This is a genomic window from Acinetobacter kanungonis (assembly GCF_009939195.1).
Classification (GTDB): Bacteria; Pseudomonadota; Gammaproteobacteria; order Pseudomonadales; family Moraxellaceae; genus Acinetobacter; species Acinetobacter kanungonis.
Map to the genome: position 1 here is coordinate 308,901 of NZ_JAACKC010000004.1, position 23,666 is coordinate 332,566.

Sequence of the window (23,666 nt, forward strand, 5' to 3'; positions counted from 1 at the left end):
TGTAAATTTCTCCTATTCACTGGATTATTAAAAGAACCAGTTTATTTTATTTTAAGTAGACCAGAATTATGGCCAGAATCGCAAAAGTCATCGACCTTCCCTCAATTGTTAAACTGAATAAAGCTGCGGGACAGATTGGCTCGCAACTGATTCAAATTTTGAGAGAAGCGGTACAACAAGGAGATTTGCAAGCTGGCGATCCGCTGCCTTCTTCACGTGAACTGGCTCAAACTTTAGGCATTGCCCGCGGGACGATTATTGAGGCCTATGATCAACTGATTGCTGAAGGTGTTTTAGAAGCACGTGCACGACAGGGAACGTTTGTTTCGCATGCGCTCAAAACCCCAAACCCCCAAGCAGTATCAACCCAATCGATTGATACTGAGTCTCTGACCGATGCAGCACGAAAATATGCTGAGATTTTCAAGGAATTTAAACCTTTAGCACATCGACCATTTGCCATTTCTGTTCCCACAGGACGTACACAACCTAGCGACGCTTGGCGCAAATTTGGCAATCGCTTTCGCGCACGCGGGGTAGCGGTACCCTCGGGCTATGATGACCCTCAAGGTGTATATGCACTCCGTTCTGCAATTGCCGACTATGTTCGACGCTCCCGCTCCGTTCAGTGCGAACCCGAGCAAATTGTGATTACCAGTGGTATTCAGCAAGCGCTGTATCTTTGTAGCCAGATTTTATTTACCCGCCAAGACTCAGTTTGGGTTGAAGACCCAGCTTATCGCGGTACAACAGCTATTCTGGAAAATTCGTTACTTCAGCTTCACATCAACCGCGTTCCTGTCGATGAAGACGGAATTCTAGTCCAAAAAGGAATTGATCTCGCACCTCAAGCACGAGCTGCCTTCGTCACCCCTTCGCATCAATATCCATTGGGTATGCCAATGAGTTTAGCTCGACGCACCGAACTGGTTGCATGGGCGAAACAGCAACGTGCATGGATTGTTGAAGATGATTATGATAGTGAACTCCGTTACACGGGTCAGCCTTTTCCCGCACTACAAGCGATGGCACCTGATCAGGTCATTTACCTTGGAACCTTTAGTAAGGTACTTTTTCCTTCGTTGAGACTGGGTTACGCGGTATTACCAAAAGTCTTGGTGGGACCCTTTTGCGGACTGCGAGCATTGATAGACCGTCACCCTCCCTCTGCGGATCAGCATGTGCTGGCGGCATTTATACAAGAAGGTTATTTAGAACGACATATTCGTCGCATACGCAATGTGTATGCTGAAAATCGTCAACAGATTATCCAACTGATTGATCGGTATATTCCGAAAACACATGCTTTCATGGAGGCTGGGGATCAAGGCATGCACATGGTGCTCTGGTTGGCGGCTCCTGCGGATGATCTAAAAATTGCACAAACCGCAGTTGAATCAGGAGTTTCTATTAAAGCCGTATCCCCCACCTTTTCGCATGCAGCTCAACGCGCTGGGCTAATTCTAGGACTTGGTGATTTTGATCTTCTGCAAATTGAAAATGCAATCAAAACCTTGGCCCAAATCATTCGGCAGCATCTAGAACTCAAATGAGGCGCTAACGCCTCATTGATTGGAGATTTGATTTAGAGTTTTACGGTTTAAACAGTAATGACTTCATTAGAAAACTGTAAAAATCTATAGATGGATCATAACGACATCTAGAACATAATTAGCCTATTTACAATAATTTCCCGTACATCTCTAAGCCACTTGTAAAGTCCGCTGTTGGAGTAACTGTACCGCCTGCCTCGCTTGCCAAGCCAATTCCTTCATATCTACATCTGGAATTTGGTCCTCCTGTACCACCATTTTTCCAGCGATGAACATGGCTTTAATATGTGCCCGACCACCACTTGCAATCGGACCAATCGCAATATCATGTAGACCAAAATAACGTGGATCATCTAACTGATACAGAACAAAATCAGCCTGCTGACCCACTTCAATAGTTCCTACCTGATCTAGCCCCAAAACTTTGGCACCGCCCGCAGTGCCCCAACGTACAATATCTTCAATCGTGGCGGCATCTGCACCACCTTCAAATAATCCACCATCATATTGAGGAACCGCCAACATGCCTTTACGCGCGCGTTGCATGAGCCATGCCGCATGCGTTTCGGACAGCATATCCGCTGCTTCATTCGAGGCTGCGCCATCCACCCCAATTGAAATGGTCATGCCCGCCTGTTCTAAAGCCACCAAATCGGCAATACCACTACCTAAACGCGCATTACTTTGTGGGCAATGCGCAATCCCTGTATGGGTTTGACCTAAAATTTGGATTTCTTCTGGCAACAATTTCACCAGATGCGCGAACCAGACATCCGAACCTACCCAATCATGTTCCGCACAAAACTGTACAGGTGTCATGGCAAATTTATGCTTGGCCGCATCCAAATAATCGACGGTTTCAGACAGATGGCTATGCAGTCCAATCCCGAGTTGACGTGCAAATTTAGCACTTTCTCTAAATTGTTGTGCCGTGGTCGAATGTAAACTGGAGGTTGGCGCCATGACAATTTTTCGCTTGGCATTTCCTTCAGGCTGATGATATTGCTGCACCAAACGCTCTACATCTAACATGTAGTCTTCAAACTTTTCTGCACGCAAGGCTTGAGGTAACTCACTTTCCAAACCACGGGTTTGGGTTGCCCCACCACGACACAGCACAAAGCGCATCCCGAGTTTTTCAGCTTCTTCAAATAAGATTGCAGCACCATCAAACGGCATATTCGGCCAATATAAATAATGATGGTCAGCCACTGTGGCACAGCCCGAGCGCAATAATTCAATCAACCCAATACGTACAGCGATACGAAAGGTTGCCTCATCAAACGCACCACGAAATCGATACGGTGTACTGGCCAGCCAAGAGGTTAAGCTTTGGTTTAAACCCTGCGGCTCCCCTTTCAGTAAGGACTGAAACAGATGATGATGCGTATTCACCCATGCTGGGTAAAGCACACAATCTTTGGCATCCACAATGATATCTTCTGGTTCTGGGCTGAGCTTTCCTAAGGCACTGATTTTTCCATCCCGAATACGAATATCAGTTGCACTAGAACGTGCTGCATCGCCAGATAAACCCGTCAAAATGGCATATGCATTTTTAATTAGATATTGAGTATTCATTAGACTTGCTCACTTTCGTGCCACTTACTTAAAAACAGAGTACTGATCCAAGACATCAGCACAAATAACGCCAAACCTGTGCAGGTAATCAGTAACAACGCTGCAAACATTAAAGGTAAGTCCAGTTGAAAACCTGCTTGTAAAATCTGATAAGCCAAACCTGCACTGGTTCCACCCGTCCCTGCCACAAACTCGGAAACCACCGCACCAATCAGTGCCAAACCACAGGAAATCCGTAGCCCGCCAAAGAAATACGGCAGCGCATTCGGCACACGCAAGCGCATCAAAATCTGCCAGCGGCTGGCTTTATTAATCTGGAATAAATTCAACAAACCCTTATTGACACTACGCAGCCCCAAAGTGGTATTGGTCAAAATCGGGAAAATTGCCACCAACATGGCACAGACCACCAAAGCCAGCGTGGTGTTTTGAATCCAGATAATCACCAAAGGCGCAATCGCAACAATCGGGGTGACTTGAAATAAAATGGCATAAGGCATAAAGCAGGCTTCAATCACACGACTTTGTACGAATAGAAACGCGACCAGCGTGCCAATAATCACTGCACTGAAAAATGCCAATAAGGTGATTTTTAAAGTGACCCACAAGCTTCCGAAGAGCAAGCCTGACTGATTCAGCAAAGTCATGGCAATATCGCTTGGCTTCGGCACAATATACACTGGCACCTCGAGTTGCTGAAAACTGATTTGCCACGTCAGCAGCAACAACAAACCTAACATCAGGGGTGCCGCGATGCGTTGAATGGCAGGGTTCTTGATTAACGGTTTAATCATGATCATGCCCTCCACTTGCTTGAGCCAATACTTGCGAGAGATATGAACATTGTTGAATAAATGTGGCTGATGTACGGAAGCTTTCATCCCGTTCGTAAGGACCATCAATTTCAATATCCGCCACCACCCGCCCTGGACGTGCGCCCATGACAATGACACGAGAGGATAAATACACCGCCTCATAAATACTATGGGTGACAAATACCACGGTTAAATCACGTTCCGACCATAATTGGCGGATATCACTGTCGAGTTTATGACGGGTAAATTCATCTAAAGCCCCAAAGGGTTCATCCATGAGTAACAAATCGGGTTCTGTGACCAAGGCTCGGGCTAAAGATGCCCGCATTTGCATGCCGCCCGACAGTTCTCGCGGATAGGCTTGGATAAATTTTTCTAATCCTACGGCTTTCAGAGCCTCTTGGACTTTTGGCGTACTGATAGATTTAGATACGCCTTGTAAATCCAACGGCAAGCGCACATTGTCTTCAATATTCGCCCATGGCATCAGGGTCGCTTCCTGAAACACCATCGCCATTTTGCACTGTGACTGAATGTCATTTTTTCCATTCCAACGCACTTGTCCAGCAGTAGGTTGTTCCAGATCGGCAAACATTTTCAGTAAGGTACTTTTGCCACAACCTGAAGGTCCGAGCAGAGAAACAATTTCCCCGCGGGCAATATCTAAATCCAGACGCTGTAAGGCATTGGTTCCATTGGGATAGATCTTTTCCACGCCTCTAGCCATCAGCATCGGGGGGATAAAGCTGCTTGATTCTTGCAGCATCTCTTCAATGGGTAATGCAAAATTCATAAGGTTTCCCCTTCAGGCAAACTGCCTTATTTTATTAACCTGTTATGGGTGTTATTTTTTGGCAGGATTCACAAACTGGGTGGTATAAGCACTCTTCCAGTTGACCTTGGCATCTAATAAACCTGCACCGACCATAAAATCTCGGGTCGCTTTCCAACGTGCATCGGTCATGACACCAATGCCTTTGGTTTTGGCATCGCCACCATCAATCAGACGCAGTTGCTTCATTTGCCCCACAGAAAATGCCAATAGATCATCCTGCATATTTGGATTTTCTTTTTTAATGATGGCATTGCCGAGTCTTGGATCGGCTAAATAGTTTTTCCAGCCTTCCATTGAAGCTTTGACAAAACGCTGGACCACCTCAGGTTTAGACTGAATCACATCATTACGGGTCACTAAAATTCCGCCATACGCAGGATAGCCTGCATCGGCAAATAAGAAGAACTTACTTGAAGGCTCTGCTTTTCTGGCTTGAAAAACTTCTGAGGTGGCGTAGGCTTGTTGGGCGACATTTTTTCCCGCAAGGAACGGTTGCATATTGAAGGTATACGGACGAGCTTGCGCAGCATCTAAGTTATATTTGCTTTTTAACCACGGCCACCAGCTTGCTTGACCACTGGTCGAGACTAGAATTGTTTTGCCTTTTAACCCAGATAGGGATTTGACATCGGCATGGGTGAGCATGCCTTGCGGGTCAAACTGGAACGGTGCCGCAATGGCTTTAATTGGAAAATTACTTTCCATGCCTTTCAGTACTTGTAAATCATAATTAATAATTATATCGGCACGTTTTGATAACAGCAGCGTCATATTATTGACTTGTGGACCGCCAATTTTAATTTCGACATCTAATCCGTATTTTTTATAAATGCCTTGTGCCAAAGCTTGATAGTAACCGCCCTGTTCGGCTTGTGCATACCAAGTGGTTTGCAAAACCAGTTTATCGGCAGCCTGTGAGAAAGAACTCCAAAGTAAAGCACCCGCAAGGAGAGCTAAACGACCTTTGCCTACACGGTGATGAATTTTCATAAGTAATACCCCTAATCTATGCATGAACTCACTTTGCTATTCTTTTTTAGGGGTAAAATGTCAGATACATTTTCTCTCAAAGCCAAGCCATGCTTCGCCTTGTCCCCTAAAAGAGGAACAGCCAACGCTGTAGAGCAATGTCCCATGTGTAAGCTACACACTAACCGCTTATACTCGAGCTAGATTTAGCAAGCTCTGTGCCAATTTGTAATTTTATTTATTTTTCAATATCTTAAATTAAATAAGACCCAACCTTAATCATTTTTCAAATCGTAGATGAAGCAGCATCCACTCCCAACCTAAACTTACTCGGTAAGATTAGTCCACTGATGCACCAATTTACAGCAACCCAATGTGCAAAAATGATTCACTCATTTAGTCCCATTCCACCCTGCTTCATTACAAGTTAAAAATTGCTGATTTCACACGCGATATTTACTAATTTTTTATCCGTTCGATGTCTTGGTATAAAAAATGCTTATCTTGAAGCAGAGTAGAAGCGTTCAGCAAAGATTTTTCTTTCAGTCATCTTTGTGGGTCATTGCTCAGAAATATGTCCATGTTCTTCATTAAAGAATGTGTGGCTTTTTTTGACCAAAATGACCCTTTCTCTTGTCTACAGCAAGATTGGGTCATGTTTATCCAAAATTTGAGGTAGAGATATGAACCATGCCACCCTGAACCCGATTGCTGAAGATGATTACAGCCTAGATGAATTAAAAAAAGAAGCGCGAATGGGCGCCTTCGGTCAAGAAACCTTTGAACGCGAAGTCCGCGTGATTGATTTATCAGATTTTGAACAGCGCAAATACGAAATCGCTGACCAGCTTTGGCAAGCCGCAACTGATATTGGTTTTTTTCAAGTTTCGCATCACGGGATTCCGCGAGAACAAATCAATAGCGCCTTCGAAATGACACAGCAGTTCTTTCAACTGCCTGAACCCGTCAAAGCCCAATATCCACTCAACCGTAATGCAGGCTGGGAAAGTAAGGCTCAAGTCCGTCCCTCAACACATACAGCTGATCAAAAGGAATCCTATCAAATTACCCGCCCGCGCATGGCGGGCTTGTACCCTTCTGAGCAAGAGTTACCGAACTTCAAACAAACCATGTTGCAGTTTGAACAGGCTTGCTGGGAAGTGGGGATGAAAATTTTGTCCTGCTTTGCCTATAAACTTGGTTTTGCCGATGATTTCTTTACGCATGCACATGATCCAAAGCAAGAAAGCTATCAAAGTACCCTGCGCATGCTGCATTACTATGCGGTTGATCCTGCACTGAAAGATCGACTTGGCTTATGGCGTGCCGGTGCGCACACCGACTTCGACTGCTTAACCTTATTGTTCCAGCGCAAGGGTCAAGGTGGTTTGCAAGTCTGTCCGGGTAAAGATATGGAACAGCAGCAATGGACCAGCATTGAACCCCGTGATGATGTGATTACCTGCAATATTGGCGATATGTTGATGCGTTGGAGTGATGACCAATTGCCATCCAACTTCCATCGCGTGAAAAACCCTGAAGCCCATGAATATCAAGGTGCACGTTATAGTTTGGCATTTTTCTGCCAAGCCAACGAAGATGTGCTGATTGAAAGTCCTGCAAAAAAATATCCTGCGATCACGGCAAAAGAATATTTAAAACAGCGTATTAGCGCCAACTTTGAAGGGAAATACTAACAGCATCACACAGTCAGAGACTCACCATCTCTGACTGTGTACACGACTCGACCACCCAAATTGGCTGCGATAAGGTATGAATATCACAATTGTGACCTTCACCAATCCGATCAATCACCAAGAAATCACTGTTCGCTTCAAGCGTGATCAAAGGATGATGCCACACCCCTTGATGGTAAGTAACCCCTTGTTGACCATTGCTGAGAAAGGCAGAGATGCGTTGCTCATTGGGATGCGCTTGATCGAAAGGAAGGGCGACCACAATCAGAAATTTTTGTCCTGCCAAAGGTACAAAAGATTGCGAACCCAGCGGATGTCGCTCCAGCATCTCAATTTTAAACGGCACAGGCGTAGCCAACAGATTATGAAAAATACTCAGTCCTACTGCCCCATTTTCGCCCCCCATTTGGGTCAAAGACAGTGCATGAAAACGCTGAGTCAATCCTTGATTGATTGGAAAATAATCCCTTCCCTCCGTTTCAATCACATCACCAAAAGGTGCGAAACTTTCTCGGGTTAAAGGTTGAATCATAATGGCTGGTTCATGCATATCTCATTCTTCTCTTCTCATTTTTCTGAGTCAGCATCTCATTCAAGATGCTGAAACTGCTGGGCAGATTATTGCGCTGACATTTTTCCCCAGAGACGGATACGGCTAATGCCACCATCTGGAATCATATTGACGCGGATATAATTGACCTTTTCATGCGATGAAATTTCAGTGCTATACGCATGCTGGTGATCCATCGTTAAAGGTTGCTGCTCAAGCAAGAACGACCAAAACATACTTTGCGGAATAAGCTGAGCATCCGTAGCATTTTCCACATAAGCCGCCTGAATCGAACAAAATGCAGGGAAATTGCCTTTAAAAAATGCCGTATCGACTTCAATCTGATCGACATGCCCTGCCTGCCCCAAGGCAATAATGCACCAGTCAAACCCAGGCGCACGGCGGCGTTTGGTTTCCCAGCCATCGCCCATATTTAACCCTGCATCAGGCTTAATCAAATTACTTGGATGACCAAAATGCGCATCACTAAATGCCACAATGCGTCCACCATTTTTCAGTCCAATTAAATCCAGCACTTGATCAGGATTGATCTTTTCCAGCACCACCTGACCATAGACACGTAAACGAGCAATGCCACCATCAGGGAAAATATTGATGCGAATATGGGTCACTTTTTGCGGGTCACACTGGAAAACATGATGCTGATCGGGTGACAGTACAGAATTGCTCAGTAACGGCAACCATTCGGCGTGTTCAAGCTGATCATCTGCTGCATAGCAGCCTTCAATCGAAGCCGATGCTGGATAATTGCCTGTAAAGAAAGAAGTATCCACATCAAAACCCGACACAATTCCTGCCACGCCTAAACGGACAATACACCAGTCATAACCCGCTTCGCGCTTGCGTCGTGTTTCCCAACCATCCATCCATTTACCGTTGTCATCATATTTACCTTCGATGAATTGTGCGGGTTCGGCTTGAAGCATGCGCTCTGCTTTGGCAAAAAACTCATCCGAACAAGACACAATACTGGCACCAATACGCGCATCCGCTAAGTTGGTGAGACCGTTTAACGCGTCTGGTAAAGTAACCGCTTTGGCAATATGCACCGTCATTGAACATTCCTAAAATTATCTTTGATTTGAATTATGCAAAAACCAGTCCAACTGGTCTGACCTGTTGTGAAATTCTCGCTTATTTTGCTGCAAAAAACGAATCCTTTTCGTTTTTTTGTGTAGAATCAAGTTGTTCGTTTTTAAATAGGATGCGGCGTTTATTATGAAGCCTCAAGCCATGCTCAATGGAAAATCATCTCAGGTGACTGAGCAAGCTGTTGAAGTCATTCATCAACGCATTCAGCAAGGTGTTTATGGTGTCGGTTCAGTCTTGCCCTCACAACGTGAATTGGCGCTACAACTGGGGATTAGTCGTGCCTCTTTACGTGAAGCCGTGACCCGACTCTCTGCTTTAGGCTTACTGGAAATTAAAGCAGGCAAAGGGGTGTATGTGATTTCGCAACACAGCCAAGCCTCGGAACAATGGGATGGCGAGCATCACGTATCCTTAAAAGATTTCTATCAATTACGGTATGTTTTAGAAAGTTTTTCGGCGCTATTGGCATGTGAATATTTAAGTCCTGAAGACAAAGTCCTGTTACAGCAATACCATGAACAACTTAGCCATGCGATACAGCAACAAGACTGGCAAGCGGCTTCCGAATTTGACTATGCCTTTCATCAACACATTATTGAGTTAAGTCACAATCAATCTATTATTCAAACACTTAAAATGCATACCGAATGGACCAAAAAGAGTCAGATCTTGCCTTTTTTACAGCCCAATTTAGCTTTTAAAACCGTGCAAGAACATGAAGCCATCTTAAAAGCACTCTGCCAGCAAGATGCTTTAGCGGCTGAAAAAGCCATGCAAGCCCATATCATTGGTGCTGCACAGCGTGCTGGGGTGTATTTCTCTAGACATCAAGCCTTCAATTAAGTCCGCTTTCTGCGAGCTGCAATTTAAACGATGGTCTTAACATGACCGTCGTTTATTTTTATCTCCCCTGTTTCAGCCTCCAAATCGAGCCATTTCCTGCTGACATCCTTTCAATATCATGGTCCTTTCGGCGCAGGTTAAAATGTGGCTCATCTATTGAAGCTAATCACTGAGGAATATCTTCTCTTGTATTTCTAGGTGCACGCATCACTTTAAAACCACAGTAAAGCATCCTATTTTCCTGTCTTGCACCACTTTCTCCCATATTTTGAATCAACAAAGCTCACCCTGTATTTTTCTGCAATTTTATGATGCATAAACACTGGTCATACCAGTAAAACCAGTAATGCAAAATTGGCACAGTTCTCGCTTAAACCGCCTTATACATTTTAATTGTTTTAACAAAATCGATAAGGTTCTCATCCATGAAAATTGCAATTGTCGGTGCAGGTATGGGCGGTTTGACCGCAGGTATCGCCTTAAAAAAATTCGGGCATGAAGTCACCATTTACGAACAAGCCACTGAAATTTTACCTGTTGGTGCTGCAATTTCACTGTGGTCGAATGGGGTGAAATGTCTGAACTACCTTGGACTGACACATGAGATTCAAGCACTGGGTGGTGAAATGGAATCACTGGCGTATGTGGATGGCTTAAATCAACAAATCATGACCCAATTTAGCCTGACGCCGCTGTATAAAGAAGTCGGGCAAAAAGCCTATCCTGTGTCGCGTGCCGATTTGCAAAACCTATTGATGCAGCATTTTGGCATGCAAGATATTCAACTGGGTAAAAAAATGATTCGCATTGAAGACCAAGCTAAGCAGGTCTGCATTCATTTTCAAGATGGATCATCGGTCGAAGCGGATTTACTGATTGGGGCTGATGGTACCCACTCCCTCACCCGCCAACACGTACTAGGACATACAGTTGAACGACGTTATGCAGGCTATGTCAATTGGAATGGTCTGGTCGAAGTTAATGAAGGATTGGCGCCAGCGCAACAGTGGACCACGTATATTGGCGAAGGTAAACGGGTCTCGCTAATGCCTGTTGCCGACAATCGTTTCTATTTCTTCTTTGACGTGCCTTTGGATATAGGCTTACCGAATCAACGTGATCAATACAAAGCAGCTTTAAAACAATACTTTGCAGGTTGGTGTACGCCTGTACAGCAGCTGATTGATAGCATTGATGAGCAGAAAACCAATCGGGTTGAAATTCATGATATCGAACCATTTATGACCTTTTATAAAGGACGTGTGGTGTTACTTGGCGATGCAGCGCACAGCACCACTCCTGATATTGGACAAGGGGGCTGCCAAGCCATGGAAGATGCCATTTATTTGGCGCGTGCCTTACAAATCAATACGTTTGGTTTGGATGATGCCTTAACCCGCTATCAAAACAAACGCAATGAACGTACTCGTGAAATGGTGCTACGTGCCCGTAAGCGTTGTGATGTGACCCACATGAAAGATCGTCAATTGACTGAAGAATGGTATCAATCGCTGTATCAAGAACAAGGTACCCATATCATGCAAGGCATTATCAGCAATATTGTCGGTAACCCTTTAGACTAAAGCTTGCTATAAAAATGCCCCGAAGTTCGGGGCTTTTTTTATGTCTATGTATCAGCAAAAAAACAGCATTCTTGCTCGAGCCAGAATGCTGTTGCTGTTCAGATCTTAAAATTTATAAGAAATGGCAAAACGGTTTTGTAAAAAGTCTTTGTTGTAGCGAGGTGAAGTCTGAATCCCTGCAAAGTTACTCACGCTAAGACCTTTCAATGCCCCTTTAAAATTGTAGATCCCAAACAGCATATATTCTGATTGATTGCGGCTTTCTACATTTTCAGCCTCTTTCAAATCCATGAATGAGTAACGCACTCCACCAATCAGTTGATCGGTCAACATGCCATCCAGTGAAATCATCAGTGCATTGCCCGCGCCTAAATCCTGCGTACTGGTAAACAGCGGTTGCGCAAAAATTTGCCCAGACGAGGTTTGCGTAGCATAAGGGGTTAATAAGGCACCATTTAAATAGCTATCATGATCAGGTTTAATATAGTCATATGCCAGTTTTAAGGTGGCTTTCGGCACGACTTTCAGCGCTGCTTGAACACCAAAAATATTACTGTTCACATCTCCCGCTAAAGCTTTGCCTTGTTCTTGCCCATTGATATATTGCGCTGAAATGACTGGTGCGGTTTTTACCTGCGGCATTGCAAAATCAGCTTGGGTATAAATCAGGCGGGTATAATCATCATAACTTTGATACCAGAATTGTGTTTTTAGTTTTTTCTCATGATCAAAATTAAAGGCTTTACCTAAACCCACAGACCAAACCCCATCGGTATCTGCATTGGCATTCTGACGTGAACCTTCAGTGAATTCATCATTGGCATAGCTTTTATATTTATTCACTTGGGTGAAACGTAGAAAATCATCATTCTTGCCAATTTTCACATCAGCCGCTTGATAGAGATACATCAGCACACGCCAGTCTGCATAGTCTCCCATAAAAGGAAAATCTAAACGCTGATTACCAATGGTCACGCGCGCCATGTCATTTTTCCATGAGATATAGGCTTCTGCCAAACCATCACGGTCTTCTTTCAGTTCTGAAACTTCTGGATGCTTATTTTTCTCATCCAAGCGGCGTTGCAGGTCATAACCTATCGCGGCTTGCACCCCATAAAAAGGAGCTGTTTCATAGCGAATATAGCCTCCCATCGAAACCGTGTCTTGGTTTAAACCTTCAACAAAATAGGCATTATTGGTCGAATAGTACAGGTTTTTTACCGCCCCGTGCACTGCACCACACCCCAGTGCAGCGCCGAAGCTTGCCACCGAATTAGATTCGATTTGACAATCTTGCCCCATATTGAACATCCCATTCAGACTGGTGTCTGCTGCCCAACTTTGCATTGCCGATGTCATCGCGAGCATGCACAGTGCTGATTTTAATTTAAACGTTTGCATAACAACCCCAAGATAAATATTTAAGAGGTACTTATTCTTAATAAACAATCATTTGTGTTTTTTTAAATGGACTATTGGGCTTTTTAAAAGCAACAGCTCCCCTAGACCTATTCAAAATTGAATAAGCACCTTTTAAATTAAGTTTTGACTAAAAATTGAAGAATTAAGTGAACCGCAGCCGAGTTATGAAGGCGTATGCTTCGTTTCAGATGCAACTGGATCTAAACCCAATTGTGGGCGAGTCCGTGGTAAATGATTGAACAGCAAGTTCAGCAAAATGGCACTGATACAGGTTGAGCTAATGCCTGAATGCAATAAGGTTTTCACCCAAGTTGGGAACTGTGCATAAAACTCCTGATTTACAATCGGAATCATGCCGATTGCCAATGAAGTTGCCACAATAATCAGGTTGGTATTTTCGCTATAATCTACTTTTGCCAGTGTCCGAATCCCGCTTGCCGCAACCGTACCAAACAGAACAATCCCTGCACCGCCTAAAACAGGCATAGGAATCGAGGCTACTAAACGCCCCACAATTGGCAGTAATCCCAATACAATCAGAATGCCACCCGCTGTTGCCACCACAAAACGGCTTTTTACCCCAGTAATGGCCACCAAGCCAACATTCTGAGCAAAAGCACTTTGAGAAAATGAACCGAATAAAGGTGAAATAGCGCTAGATAACATATCGGCACGAATACCATCACCAATCCGTTTTGCATCTACTGGCGTTCCCACAATTTCCCCAAGCGCAATAATGTCCGCTGTGGTTTCGGTCATAATCACCAGTGTCACAATCAGCATAGAAAGAATGGCGGTGACTTCAAATACAGGTAGACCGAAATGAAACAGATTGGGTACCGCAAATACTGGACCTGCTGCCACTTTACTAAAATCGGTAAAGCCCATGCCCCAAGCGAAGAGCGTACCCAGTACAATCGCCACCAGAATCGCCAAGCGACGTAAAATGACACTGCGCAACATACTGAAAATCAAAACGATGGCTAAAGTCAGTGCGGCTAATCCAACATTGGCTGGATCTCCCCAGTTTTCAGCTTTAGGATTGCCCCCCATAATCCAGCGAATTGCCACGGGTGTTAGTGAAATCCCAATCATGGTAATCACGCATCCCGTCACCACAGGTGGGAAAAAGCGAATAATTCTGGAGAAGAATGGTGCGATGGCTAGACCAATTAAAGAAGCCGCAATCACCGCGCCATAAACCGTTGGCAAACCCCCACCTGTACTTAAAATGGCCAGAATGGTCGCCACTCCCGCAAACGACACCCCTTGTACAATCGGTAATTTCGCCCCAAAGTATTTAAAACCGATGGTTTGTAACACGGTTGCCAAACCGCCTACAAACAAGGCGGCTGCAATTAATAGCCCAATTTCTGCTGGCGCCAATCCTGCCGCTGCACCAATAATCAGCGGTGGTGCAATAATGCCGCCATACATGGTCAAAACATGTTGTAAGCCAAACATGACATTTTTATTGAGTCCCAGATGTTGATGTTCTGGGGCAATATTCGGTGTTTCGGAGTGAGTGTTCTGATGCTGCATCTGTTGTTCCTCAAAGTCCTGAATCTAGTGAAGGCTGCTCTGACCTTTAACTACCGCGATAAGTTGAATAAGAGAATGGGCTAATTAATAACGGCACATGGTAGTGCTGGGTTTCATCCGCGACCTTAAAATCAAGACAGACACGGGGATAAAAACTGGCAACTTGCTGTTGCTCGAAATACGCAGCAATTTCAAAAACCAATTGATAGTTGCCCTGCTCCAAATGAACGATATCAAAGGCTTTGATTCGACCGTCCTGATCGGTGCGTTGTGTATCCAGCAGTACAAATGACTCGTCAAACTGACGCTTTAATTTGACCATGACACCGACGGCAGGCTGCCCGATCGACGCATTTAAAATATGAGTACTGATTCCAGCCATTATTGAATTTCCTGTTTTAAACGGAGTACCGCAATTTCAGTCAATTGCTGCTGTACTTCTTGCTGTTCTTGTTGCATGGTATTGCCGAGGCGGCGTTGCAATTCCGACAGCATTTCTTGCCCTGTACGCCCTGCAGCACGAATCAGAAAGATATGTCCAAATTTGTGCTCATAATCCAGATTGCCCTGATACAGTGCTTGTTGTAATGCGGCATCTGCACCTAACTGGGATTGCTCGTGGGTGGAAAATTTCTGCTCTTTGGCCGACAGTTTCGCCGCTGCTTTGCGTTCTCCAATGCGTGGATGTTGCGCCAAGGCTTCTGCAATTTCTGTCCAACTCCATCTCTTCGCCTGTTCACCTGCATAGTGCAACAGTTGATCTGTAGTGGAAAATGGGCGCTGTTGAATTAATGCATCAATCCAATTTGGAATATGTACGCAAGGCTGCAAGAGCGCTTGGGCCTGTGCACGACTCAACTGGTTAAATTGCTGTAAATCCATTGTTGCTCCATATCAACGCATTGTCTGACTGGTCTGACCAGATAACATAAAATAAGCAATGAATATGCCAATCCTGTAGTCACAATTTTTAAACTATCGGAAAACTGTAGATGTAGATGTAGATGTAGATGTAGATGTAGATGTAGATGTAGATGTAGATGTAGATGTAGATGAAAACATTAAGACAAGAAAAAGGAGGTCTTCATTCCGCGTGATTTTAAATATTATTATAAAGTCATCGTTATTCGATTTAATTCAGTTCGAACTCAGCCAAAGTTATCTTAAAAATTTGCACACCAATTCTTGGCGGCTACTGACATTCACTTTTTGATAAATATGCTGCACATGGGTTTTTACGGTCGAAAGACTACAATTTAATTTTTTAGAAATTTGACTGGCTTCCAAATTGGTAAATAATTCTTCCAGAATAATCATTTCCTTTTTGGTCAAATGGTATTGATCAATAATTTTATCTTTATTAATCACATCGACATGATGATGAAAATGTTCAATCGAAAGTTGATGAAATGCTTCAAACACTTTCTGTTCTTGCTGAGTGAATTTTGCTTTACCCTGCTCTCGAAAAACACTCAACCCGAAAATCGGTTGCCCATCACGTTTTCTAAAGAAAAATTCAGCCGTATCTTCAACTTGCCAACGACTCATAAAATTCAAAAATATTTCATTGGGCTGATGTTGTCCTAAAAGTACGATGTTCTGATCACCATGATAAAAATTTCGAAAGCTCACAGGATCATATTCAATTTTTCCATTTAAATATTCATCGATTGCACTTTTGGCGATACCATCTTGTTCAAAATCATAGGCATGTTGAATATTATCGATTTTATAGGTCAAAAACCCATCAATAGGCGAAACATGCTGAATCTGGGCAATAAAGTTCTGACTAAATTGCTGAATAAAATTACGATTGGACATAAATTTTCATCATCCTTTTGAAAATTTAATAAAGTCGATAGATCAATATAATTAGCATCCTGCCAATATACAGCCTGACTGAGGGTGAATCTAAAACATCAATTTTAAATCATCGGTTATGGCTTCAATATGTTTTATATTCAAGCCATAACCGAATACCTCAGCAAGACAGATGGATCTATTTACTACATTATTGAGAAATATGAATGGCTTGTTTATGCGTAAACAATAACAATCCGCTTAAACCAAATGAATATCCAAGACCAGACATTTTCCAGCCGCCAAACTCCGCTGCTGGAGATACATCCGAATGGCTGTTAATCCAAACTGTGCCTGTTTCCAGTTTGCTGGCTATTTCTTGTGCACGATCTAAGTCTTTGCTCCAAACTGAACCACCCAAACCAAACTCACTGTTATTCGCGCGCTCAATCACACTGTCCACATCACTGAACTTGATGATTGGTAATACAGGACCAAACTGCTCTTCATCTACCAGTGGCATACCTTCTTTCACATTGGTTACCAAAGTCGGTGGAATAAAGTAACCCTGATCACTGACAGACTTCGCTTCAGTGATAATTTGACCACCTTGTACCACAGCATCCTCAATCAAGGCTTTCACTTTATTGTATTGTGGACGGTTTTGGATTGGACCAAAAGTCGTTGTTGCATCCAAGCCATTACCAACCACTTGTGCATTGGCAATTTGAGCAAGTTTCTGCGTCAACGCATCATATACATTTTCATGCACATAGAGACGCTTCAATGCGGCGCAAGTTTGTCCCATATTCAGGAAGGCAGAGCCGAAGATTTTCTCAGCTGCAGCATCGACATCCACATCGTCTAAAACAATGCCGACATCATTGCCACCTAACTCAAGCACCACGCTTTTTAGGGTATCGACTGAATGTTTTAAAATGCTTTGACCAGTACGGGTCGAGCCTGTGAACGTGACTTTATCAACATCCGTATGTTCGCTCAGTGCCTGACCCACATCGCCTTTACCCAAGACAATATTACATACGCCTTTTGGTAAATGACGATTAATAATTTCAACCAATTTAATGGTGCTGAGTGGTGTAAATTCAGAAGGTTTATTCACCACCGTATTTTTGGTTTTCAACGCGGGGAAGAAATGCCAAATGGCAATCATAAATGGCCAGTTCCACGGCGTGATAGACGCCACCACACCTAGCGGACGGTTATACACCTTGATGGTTTTACCACTCGGATCTGGAATGGTTTCAACTGGCACTTCTAGGCTGGTAATATATTCAATCCAATTCGCACCTGCTTCGACTTCAAACTGTGCCAAAGCCAGAGGTTTACCCTGTTCAGTGGTAATCAGTTTGGCAATTTCAGCGCTTTCAGCACGAATGTCTTGGGCAATTTTAAGGAAGCTTTCATTAATGTTTTGATCTGAAACATGCTGCCAAGTTTTAAACGCCGCACGTGCTGCTTGCACCGCTTGATCGACTTGCTCGACAGTTGCACTGTTAATTTCAACAATAGTTTGCTCTGTAGCAGGGTTGAGTACTGCAAATGCTGCACCTTGACCGACAACTGTTTCACCATTAAACAACATGTTGCTATTCATCTAACTCATATCCGTATTGATGTTCTTTTCCATGGAGTTTATCGCTGATTATTATTCATAAACTCATCCTTTAGGATGATTTTAACGCAACTTTGCGCAAAAACAATACACTTTTTTTTTATTTTTTTTTATTTAGTATCACTATTAATATTGATAAATAATTGAGCCGCCTAAACCACACTTTTCAATCAGCTTGGGCGGATGTAATCATCTGCCCCTGCTTTGAGTTGAAAATAGTGTGCATAAAAAATCACCCCGAAGAGTGATTTTTTTCAATATTGAATTAAATCCGAACCCCATATAAAAGATAAAGTTCTGCTGCCCAAAAATTGAGGCTGGCTTATTTCTCTAGATAATTGGTTACTGCATTTAGGAATAAACTGTTTTCATCCATGATTTTTTCAGAAGGCATTGCACTTGGCCAAGTGCTCCATTGAATCATGACAATTTGATCTTTCGGATTAATCGCCATGATCTGACCATAAATACCAAAGCCCCAATAGGTATGTTCTGCATTTTTAGTCGTTAAAGGTGAGCCATGTTTGGCATGTGAATTCCACCATTGAAAGCCATAGATGCCATGTGGGTAAGCTTCCGAGACCGAATTCTGAGCTTTGGTCCAGTCGGTTGCCGCTTTGGTCCATCCGTTTGGCAACAGTTTTGTGCCATTCGAAAGCTGACCTTCATTCATAATGAACAAGCCCAAACGTGCATAATCGCGCAGCGTGGCATTAAAGCCATGCCCGCCCATATCGGTAACACCACGTTGATAGGATTGCCAGATCCCATTTTTTTCCATGCCAGCTTTTTGCCAAACATGCTTCTCTAAATAAGAAGCAATATTCTCATGGGTCGCCGCTTCAAGCACTTTACCCACTAGATATGCCCCGCCCGTAGAATAAGACCACACCGTTCCAGGCGCATGTTTCGCTTTTAAGTTTTTGACCAGCTCATATACACACGCATCAGGATCGTCTTTCACCTCACAATAGGTCATGTGGGAAAAGTCTGATTCTGGGTTTTTATAGTCTTCACTCCATGCAACCCCAGAAGTGTGTTGCATTAACTGTCTTAAGCTGACTTTTTCCCATGCTGTATTTTTAAGATCAGGTAAATACTGAATAATCGGATCATCTAAGGATTTAATTTTACCCTGTTTAACCGCCACCCCGATCAGCGTTGCCACAATCGATTTTGCAACCGATCTAGACGTCCACAATGTCGTGGCATCATTGTCATTTTTATAATATTCATAAGCAATCTGACCATTTTTTAAAATCATCAAACCTGCGACATCCTGACTCTGTAAATAGTCATTCAAATGATAGGTTTTATTGTCCAAGCTAAAACTGATGTTTTGATTGTTAATGGTCTTTTTATACTTGGGCAACTTCAAAACATTGTTCTTGTTGGCGTAAAAAACACTGCCATCATAACTGCGATAAGTATTTCGAAATCCAATCAGGCGCTGTTCTTGATTCCACGTTAACATATCATGTGGATCAGGGAGCTGTTGATCGACCTGATTGGGACAATCGACAATCTTTAACTGTTCACAGCTATACGCTGCAAATATCGTCCCGCTCATCATCAGCGTTCCGAAACATAACGCGATTTTAGATAATTTCATACTTTAACTCCGTTTAATAAAGTTTCACTTGGGTTAACAATCCCATAATGACGTTATGATCAAATCCACCTTGATTTGAGCGATAGTAGTTATCCGGATTCCAGATATATTGAACAAATGGACTAAACGTCACTTTCTTATATTTAATCGCGGCATCGAAGGAGACAAATGTCGTGGTTTTATGCTGATTGCCATTCAATTGTTGGGTAAAGGCGTAAAAATCATCATTCAGTTCAGATTGCCCGAACTTTAAGCCTATATGGTCACCTCTTGCATTGATCTTATGCATCGCTCCCAATTCCCAGTAATGATCATAAGGCTGATTCTTTTCTAGAATTTGAGAATACGCCCCATACAAATTCGACAGATATGAATCTTTAAAATCATAGCTAAATCTGACATTGATTCCATCCGTATCACTATATTTCTGCTTGGTTAATGCATTGGCATATTCAGAATCATTGCTAAAATACAGCGCTTCAACTTTACTGTGATCATTTTTGTAGCCAAAACTATAGACTTGGGTATAGCCGAGATCATGATGAAAAGAGAAATCTAAACCTTTCTTTTCATGCACATAATCATCCGTATTAACTTCAAAAATCCCGCTATGGAAATACAGATGTTCGTTGAAGTTATATTTGAAGTAAGCTCCCCAATATCCGTAGTTGGCTGGCAATGAACCCATACTGCCTTTAATTGGATCAGTACAAATCGCTAAGTTCTGACAATTATTAAATAGAAAATAGCGCCTTAAGTTGGTTCGCCCCACAGAAGTAAAGACTTGATCATTCCCCCATTTCTTGTCCCAAGTCAGTAAGCTTAATTGTGAAGGTGCAATATCATTCATTGCGATGGCACCCCCAACATAGCTGCCCACTCCGCCAAACCAATTGGTCGTGGTATTTAACTGGGCATCATTGTTCAATCCATTGAAGGTATATTGCGCCTTTAAAGTCCCAAAATCGTAGTCCGTGCCAAATATTTTGTAATCTGCACCTAAGATTAAAGCACCTGAATTGGTAAATTGATCATCTACACTACTTTCATCACTATACATCGCCAAATCGACAAGATTTGCTGAAAACTTAAAATGGTCATCTGCTAAAATTGGCGTAGAAATGAGCATTGATAAATAGCACATCAAATTCAAAGCTTTAATATGTGGCACTACTACGATCTCCGAAGCTCGTTAATTACGAAAAATCCTTTATTCGTCACCACAGTGTTATTTATACATAAAAATCATATACTTAAATTCATATAGATTGTGTTTTGAAACGAAATATTAGAACTTGTATACAAAATTCATGTAATTGAATACACAACTTAGTGTGCTCAAAATTTAACGCTATAGAATCGGATAAAAATCATCCTAAAGGATGATTTCTGAGTGCTATTGAAAAAAACAATTCTCTTTTTATATATAATTAATAATTACGTATCATAAATTTATTATATTTAAATTCAATTAGTTAAAATATTTATCTACCTACATCCAAAATGCAACAACAGTAAGTGACCTCAATCTCCTCCATACAGTTCAATCGCAATAGGAAATATCTATACGTTGCATTTTCTATTGATTCAATTACTTAAAAATGCACAACAGGATGATGCTGTAATTCTGACATTAGACGGCTTATGCTTAAACTTCAGAGCAAGGACCTTAATGCCCTAACATCAGGAAATATGGATGCTTTCAATAGATCAACCAAACTCATGATCTTGGCGTATTTACACACTCGGCGTATCAAGTAACTGAAGAAAATTGTGATGAATCAATGGAGAAGAATGACCCCATTGCGAGGTATGGTTTCCGCGGAATATGCAGTGCTTTTCTAGTTGTTAATTCAGCCAACAAAAAATTTTGACATAAAAAAACCCTTGCAGTGCAAGGGTTTTTTGAATTTGGCGGAAGCGGTGAGATTCGAACTCACGGAGGACTCACACCCTCGTCGGTTTTCAAGACCGGTGCATTAAACCGCTCTGCCACGCTTCCAATGGCGGCTATCATATAAATATTTTTCTAACTTGGCAAATACTTTTGTATAAATTTATCATCAACTGCACAAAATAAAATCAAAAACACCTTTAGGATGCCGATTCTGGCTTTTCATAACGGATTGTATTGATATACCACGTCTTTTTTCCAGATGGTGTCATCACTTCCACTTCATCATCCACTTGCTTGGACAATAACGCACGCGCCATCGGGGAATCTATGGAAATATGTTGCGGATGATGATCATAAATTTCATCTACCCCGACGATACGCAGTTGCTTTTGTTCACCCTGCTCATTCTCAATTTCGACCCATGCCCCGAAATAAACTTTGCCCTCTTGCTCAGGAGAAAAATCAATAATGCGTAATTCTTCCAAGCGCTTGCCGAGGTAACGCACGCGACGATCAATTTTACGTAACAATTGCTTGTTGTACTGGTAATCCGCGTTCTCACTGCGATCGCCAAGGCTGGCAGCCCAGTTCACTTTTTTGGTAATTTCGGGGCGTTCTTCACGCCACAAATGCTGAAGTTCAGCCACCAATTTATCGTGTCCAGCGCGGGTAATTAAGTTGGATTTCATGTTACAAATTGTCTTTTCAGGGTACGAAACAGATACATTTTTAAGCTATTTTATGCTCAATTTCACCACAACAAAAGGGTATAAAAATAATTTATTAATAAAATTAGGTATTTATGGTACATTTTTTCACTATTTTTTGTACTAAATTTGACAATCCCAATTTCCGACTTTATTATGCCCTCATCTTTAGTTTCGTGTACTTTTTAACCTATGTAGTTTTTTTCTACATAATTTCCTTTTATCCCATGTCATTTTGAATGACGTCATGACTGCCCACCCCTTATTGAATTTATCAAACTTTATAAAAGTTTAAGGCCTCGTTTGCTTTGGCTTTTTAGGGCATAAATTACTTGTAGCGGAGACAACATGCACAGTAGTTCATCTTCTGGGTCGAGGCTTTGCCTTAACTCATTAACTTTCTCACTCCCTTTAAAAGCCCTAGCACTCACCGCCGCCTTAATTCCGTTTCATACCATTAATGCGAGCAAGGCTTACCAATATGATGCTGTTGTGAATAACAACAAACTCACAGTGGTTGGTGTAGAAAATCCATCGACTGTTTTTAAAGATGGACAGTATTTACATGGCTTTGGTTATGACCTTGCCCGTAACTATGCTGACAGTATGAATGTAGAGCTGGTGTTTACGACCGTACCTGACAATGCCACGGCATTAAAGCTGGTCGATCAAGGTAAAGTAAACTTTGCCATCACCACATCAAGCGTTCAAAACATCGAAAGCAAAAAGCTGACTTCGTTTTCAGCCACCTGTGGTGACTTATATAGCCTGCAGAAGAATGGTTTAAATACACAACTCAACTGGGTATTTAAACATGCGGATGATCCCCTGACACAGACAGCGAGTGGTTATGTTTGCCAAGGCAAACAGTCAGGTTCAATCAGCCAATTGGCTTCGTTTTATAACCGTAATGTGGTACAGGCCGAATCATGGGATTCTATTGAACGTGATTTGACTAAACGCATGCCGATTTATAAAGCCAGCTTCCAACGTACCGCCGAGAAATATGATCTCGATTGGCATTTCTTGGCAGCCATCGGTTATCAAGAATCGTACTTAAAACCCGATTCAATTTCACCGACGGGTGTGCGCGGCATTATGATGCTGACCAACAGTACCGCCAAAGCCATGGGCGTGAGTAACCGTACCGATCCTGCACAAAGTATTCAGGGTGGTGCAAAGTACTACGACCAGATGCTAAGTAGATTTGACGAAGTGCCTTATCCAGATCGTAACTGGTATGCCTTGGTTGCCTATAATATGGGTCCAGGTGCAGTCGATCAGATTCAAAAGCGTATTAGTGCGCAAGGCAAGGATCCGAACAACTGGGTCAATCTTTATAGCTATTTAGATGGTCATAAAGCCCAGAATGGACGCTATCGTCAAGCGGTGCAATATGTCACGCGTATTCGTGCCTATTTGGAATACATCAAAAATACGCCTCAATTGGTGAACATATAAATAGTCATGCATTGAGCGCAAAAAAAAGCTTACCCTCGGGTAAGCTTTTT

20 protein-coding genes and 1 tRNA gene are annotated in these 23,666 nt (G+C 42.6%); 5 read left to right on the forward strand and 16 right to left on the reverse strand.

The features are described from left to right. Nucleotides 1-68: 68 nt before the first annotated feature. Nucleotides 69-1,553: a MocR-like pyridoxine biosynthesis transcription factor PdxR gene (gene pdxR, locus GWK51_RS09685; RefSeq protein ID WP_161933541.1), complete on the forward strand. Its 1,485-nt coding sequence runs from the start codon at nucleotides 69-71 to the stop codon at nucleotides 1,551-1,553. A 150-nt stretch (nucleotides 1,554-1,703) separates the two neighbouring features. Here the strand turns inward: pdxR and GWK51_RS09690 are convergent, their stop codons facing one another. Genes GWK51_RS09690 through GWK51_RS09705 form a run of 4 tightly spaced genes read right to left on the reverse strand, consistent with a single transcriptional unit; the run spans nucleotide 1,704 to nucleotide 5,774 of the window. Next, nucleotides 1,704-3,134: an amidohydrolase family protein gene (locus GWK51_RS09690; protein ID WP_161933542.1), complete on the reverse strand. Its 1,431-nt coding sequence runs from the start codon at nucleotides 3,132-3,134 to the stop codon at nucleotides 1,704-1,706. Next, a complete protein-coding gene (locus GWK51_RS09695) occupies nucleotides 3,134-3,928 on the reverse strand; it encodes an ABC transporter permease (RefSeq protein WP_161933543.1) in 795 nt (264 codons plus the stop codon). Before GWK51_RS09695 ends, GWK51_RS09690 begins: the two co-directional genes overlap by 1 nt. Further along, the gene (locus tag GWK51_RS09700) at nucleotides 3,921-4,742 is read right to left on the reverse strand and encodes an ABC transporter ATP-binding protein (RefSeq protein ID WP_161933544.1); all 822 of its coding nucleotides are present in this window, start codon (nucleotides 4,740-4,742) and stop codon (nucleotides 3,921-3,923) included. Before GWK51_RS09700 ends, GWK51_RS09695 begins: the two co-directional genes overlap by 8 nt. Nucleotides 4,743-4,793: 51 nt before the next feature. After that, nucleotides 4,794-5,774, reverse strand: coding sequence for an ABC transporter substrate-binding protein (locus GWK51_RS09705; protein WP_161933545.1), 981 nt, complete (start codon nucleotides 5,772-5,774; stop codon nucleotides 4,794-4,796). Between the two features lie 662 nt (nucleotides 5,775-6,436). On the opposite strand from GWK51_RS09705, the gene GWK51_RS09710 reads away from it, so the two are divergent. Beyond that, complete coding sequence (locus GWK51_RS09710; RefSeq protein WP_161933546.1) at nucleotides 6,437-7,450, forward strand: isopenicillin N synthase family dioxygenase; 1,014 nt, start codon at nucleotides 6,437-6,439, stop codon at nucleotides 7,448-7,450. A 13-nt stretch (nucleotides 7,451-7,463) separates the two neighbouring features. Here the strand turns inward: GWK51_RS09710 and GWK51_RS09715 are convergent, their stop codons facing one another. Then, a complete protein-coding gene (locus tag GWK51_RS09715) occupies nucleotides 7,464-8,000 on the reverse strand; it encodes an ureidoglycolate lyase (protein ID WP_161933547.1) in 537 nt (178 codons plus the stop codon). A gap of 68 nt (nucleotides 8,001-8,068) precedes the next feature. Further along, on the reverse strand, nucleotides 8,069-9,076 hold the full coding sequence (gene alc, locus GWK51_RS09720) for an allantoicase (RefSeq protein ID WP_161933548.1): 1,008 nt from the start codon (nucleotides 9,074-9,076) through the stop codon (nucleotides 8,069-8,071). Between the two features lie 163 nt (nucleotides 9,077-9,239). Between alc and GWK51_RS09725 the strand changes: the two genes are divergently transcribed. After that, a complete protein-coding gene (locus tag GWK51_RS09725) occupies nucleotides 9,240-9,956 on the forward strand; it encodes a FadR/GntR family transcriptional regulator (protein WP_161933549.1) in 717 nt (238 codons plus the stop codon). A gap of 425 nt (nucleotides 9,957-10,381) precedes the next feature. Next, on the forward strand, nucleotides 10,382-11,539 hold the full coding sequence (gene hpxO, locus GWK51_RS09730; protein ID WP_161933550.1) for an FAD-dependent urate hydroxylase HpxO: 1,158 nt from the start codon (nucleotides 10,382-10,384) through the stop codon (nucleotides 11,537-11,539). Between the two features lie 105 nt (nucleotides 11,540-11,644). Here the strand turns inward: hpxO and GWK51_RS09735 are convergent, their stop codons facing one another. The 10 genes from GWK51_RS09735 to greB form a co-directional block, all read right to left on the reverse strand. Further along, nucleotides 11,645-12,940, reverse strand: coding sequence for a hypothetical protein (locus GWK51_RS09735; RefSeq protein WP_161933551.1), 1,296 nt, complete (start codon nucleotides 12,938-12,940; stop codon nucleotides 11,645-11,647). A gap of 183 nt (nucleotides 12,941-13,123) precedes the next feature. After that, nucleotides 13,124-14,503, reverse strand: a complete 1,380-nt coding sequence (locus GWK51_RS09740; protein ID WP_100243120.1) for a nucleobase:cation symporter-2 family protein — start codon at nucleotides 14,501-14,503, stop codon at nucleotides 13,124-13,126. Between the two features lie 46 nt (nucleotides 14,504-14,549). Further along, nucleotides 14,550-14,885: a hydroxyisourate hydrolase gene (gene uraH, locus GWK51_RS09745; protein WP_161933552.1), complete on the reverse strand. Its 336-nt coding sequence runs from the start codon at nucleotides 14,883-14,885 to the stop codon at nucleotides 14,550-14,552. Further along, nucleotides 14,885-15,385, reverse strand: coding sequence for a 2-oxo-4-hydroxy-4-carboxy-5-ureidoimidazoline decarboxylase (gene uraD, locus GWK51_RS09750; RefSeq protein WP_161933553.1), 501 nt, complete (start codon nucleotides 15,383-15,385; stop codon nucleotides 14,885-14,887). Before uraD ends, uraH begins: the two co-directional genes overlap by 1 nt. A 276-nt stretch (nucleotides 15,386-15,661) precedes the next feature. Beyond that, the gene (locus GWK51_RS09755; RefSeq protein ID WP_161933554.1) at nucleotides 15,662-16,324 is read right to left on the reverse strand and encodes a helix-turn-helix transcriptional regulator; all 663 of its coding nucleotides are present in this window, start codon (nucleotides 16,322-16,324) and stop codon (nucleotides 15,662-15,664) included. A 190-nt stretch (nucleotides 16,325-16,514) separates the two neighbouring features. Further along, nucleotides 16,515-17,921: an aldehyde dehydrogenase family protein gene (locus GWK51_RS09760; protein ID WP_161933555.1), complete on the reverse strand. Its 1,407-nt coding sequence runs from the start codon at nucleotides 17,919-17,921 to the stop codon at nucleotides 16,515-16,517. A gap of 340 nt (nucleotides 17,922-18,261) precedes the next feature. Beyond that, complete coding sequence (locus GWK51_RS09765; protein ID WP_161933556.1) at nucleotides 18,262-19,551, reverse strand: serine hydrolase domain-containing protein; 1,290 nt, start codon at nucleotides 19,549-19,551, stop codon at nucleotides 18,262-18,264. Between the two features lie 13 nt (nucleotides 19,552-19,564). Next, the gene (locus tag GWK51_RS09770) at nucleotides 19,565-20,680 is read right to left on the reverse strand and encodes a carbohydrate porin (protein WP_235941119.1); all 1,116 of its coding nucleotides are present in this window, start codon (nucleotides 20,678-20,680) and stop codon (nucleotides 19,565-19,567) included. A gap of 783 nt (nucleotides 20,681-21,463) precedes the next feature. Then, a tRNA-Ser gene (locus GWK51_RS09775) sits at nucleotides 21,464-21,553 on the reverse strand. 92 nt (nucleotides 21,554-21,645) lie between these two features. Further along, a complete protein-coding gene (gene greB, locus GWK51_RS09780; protein WP_161933557.1) occupies nucleotides 21,646-22,137 on the reverse strand; it encodes a transcription elongation factor GreB in 492 nt (163 codons plus the stop codon). 366 nt (nucleotides 22,138-22,503) lie between these two features. Here greB and GWK51_RS09785 point away from each other — a divergent pair, with 366 nt between their 5' ends. Beyond that, on the forward strand, nucleotides 22,504-23,616 hold the full coding sequence (locus GWK51_RS09785; RefSeq protein WP_161933558.1) for a transglycosylase SLT domain-containing protein: 1,113 nt from the start codon (nucleotides 22,504-22,506) through the stop codon (nucleotides 23,614-23,616). Nucleotides 23,617-23,666 lie beyond the last annotated feature (50 nt).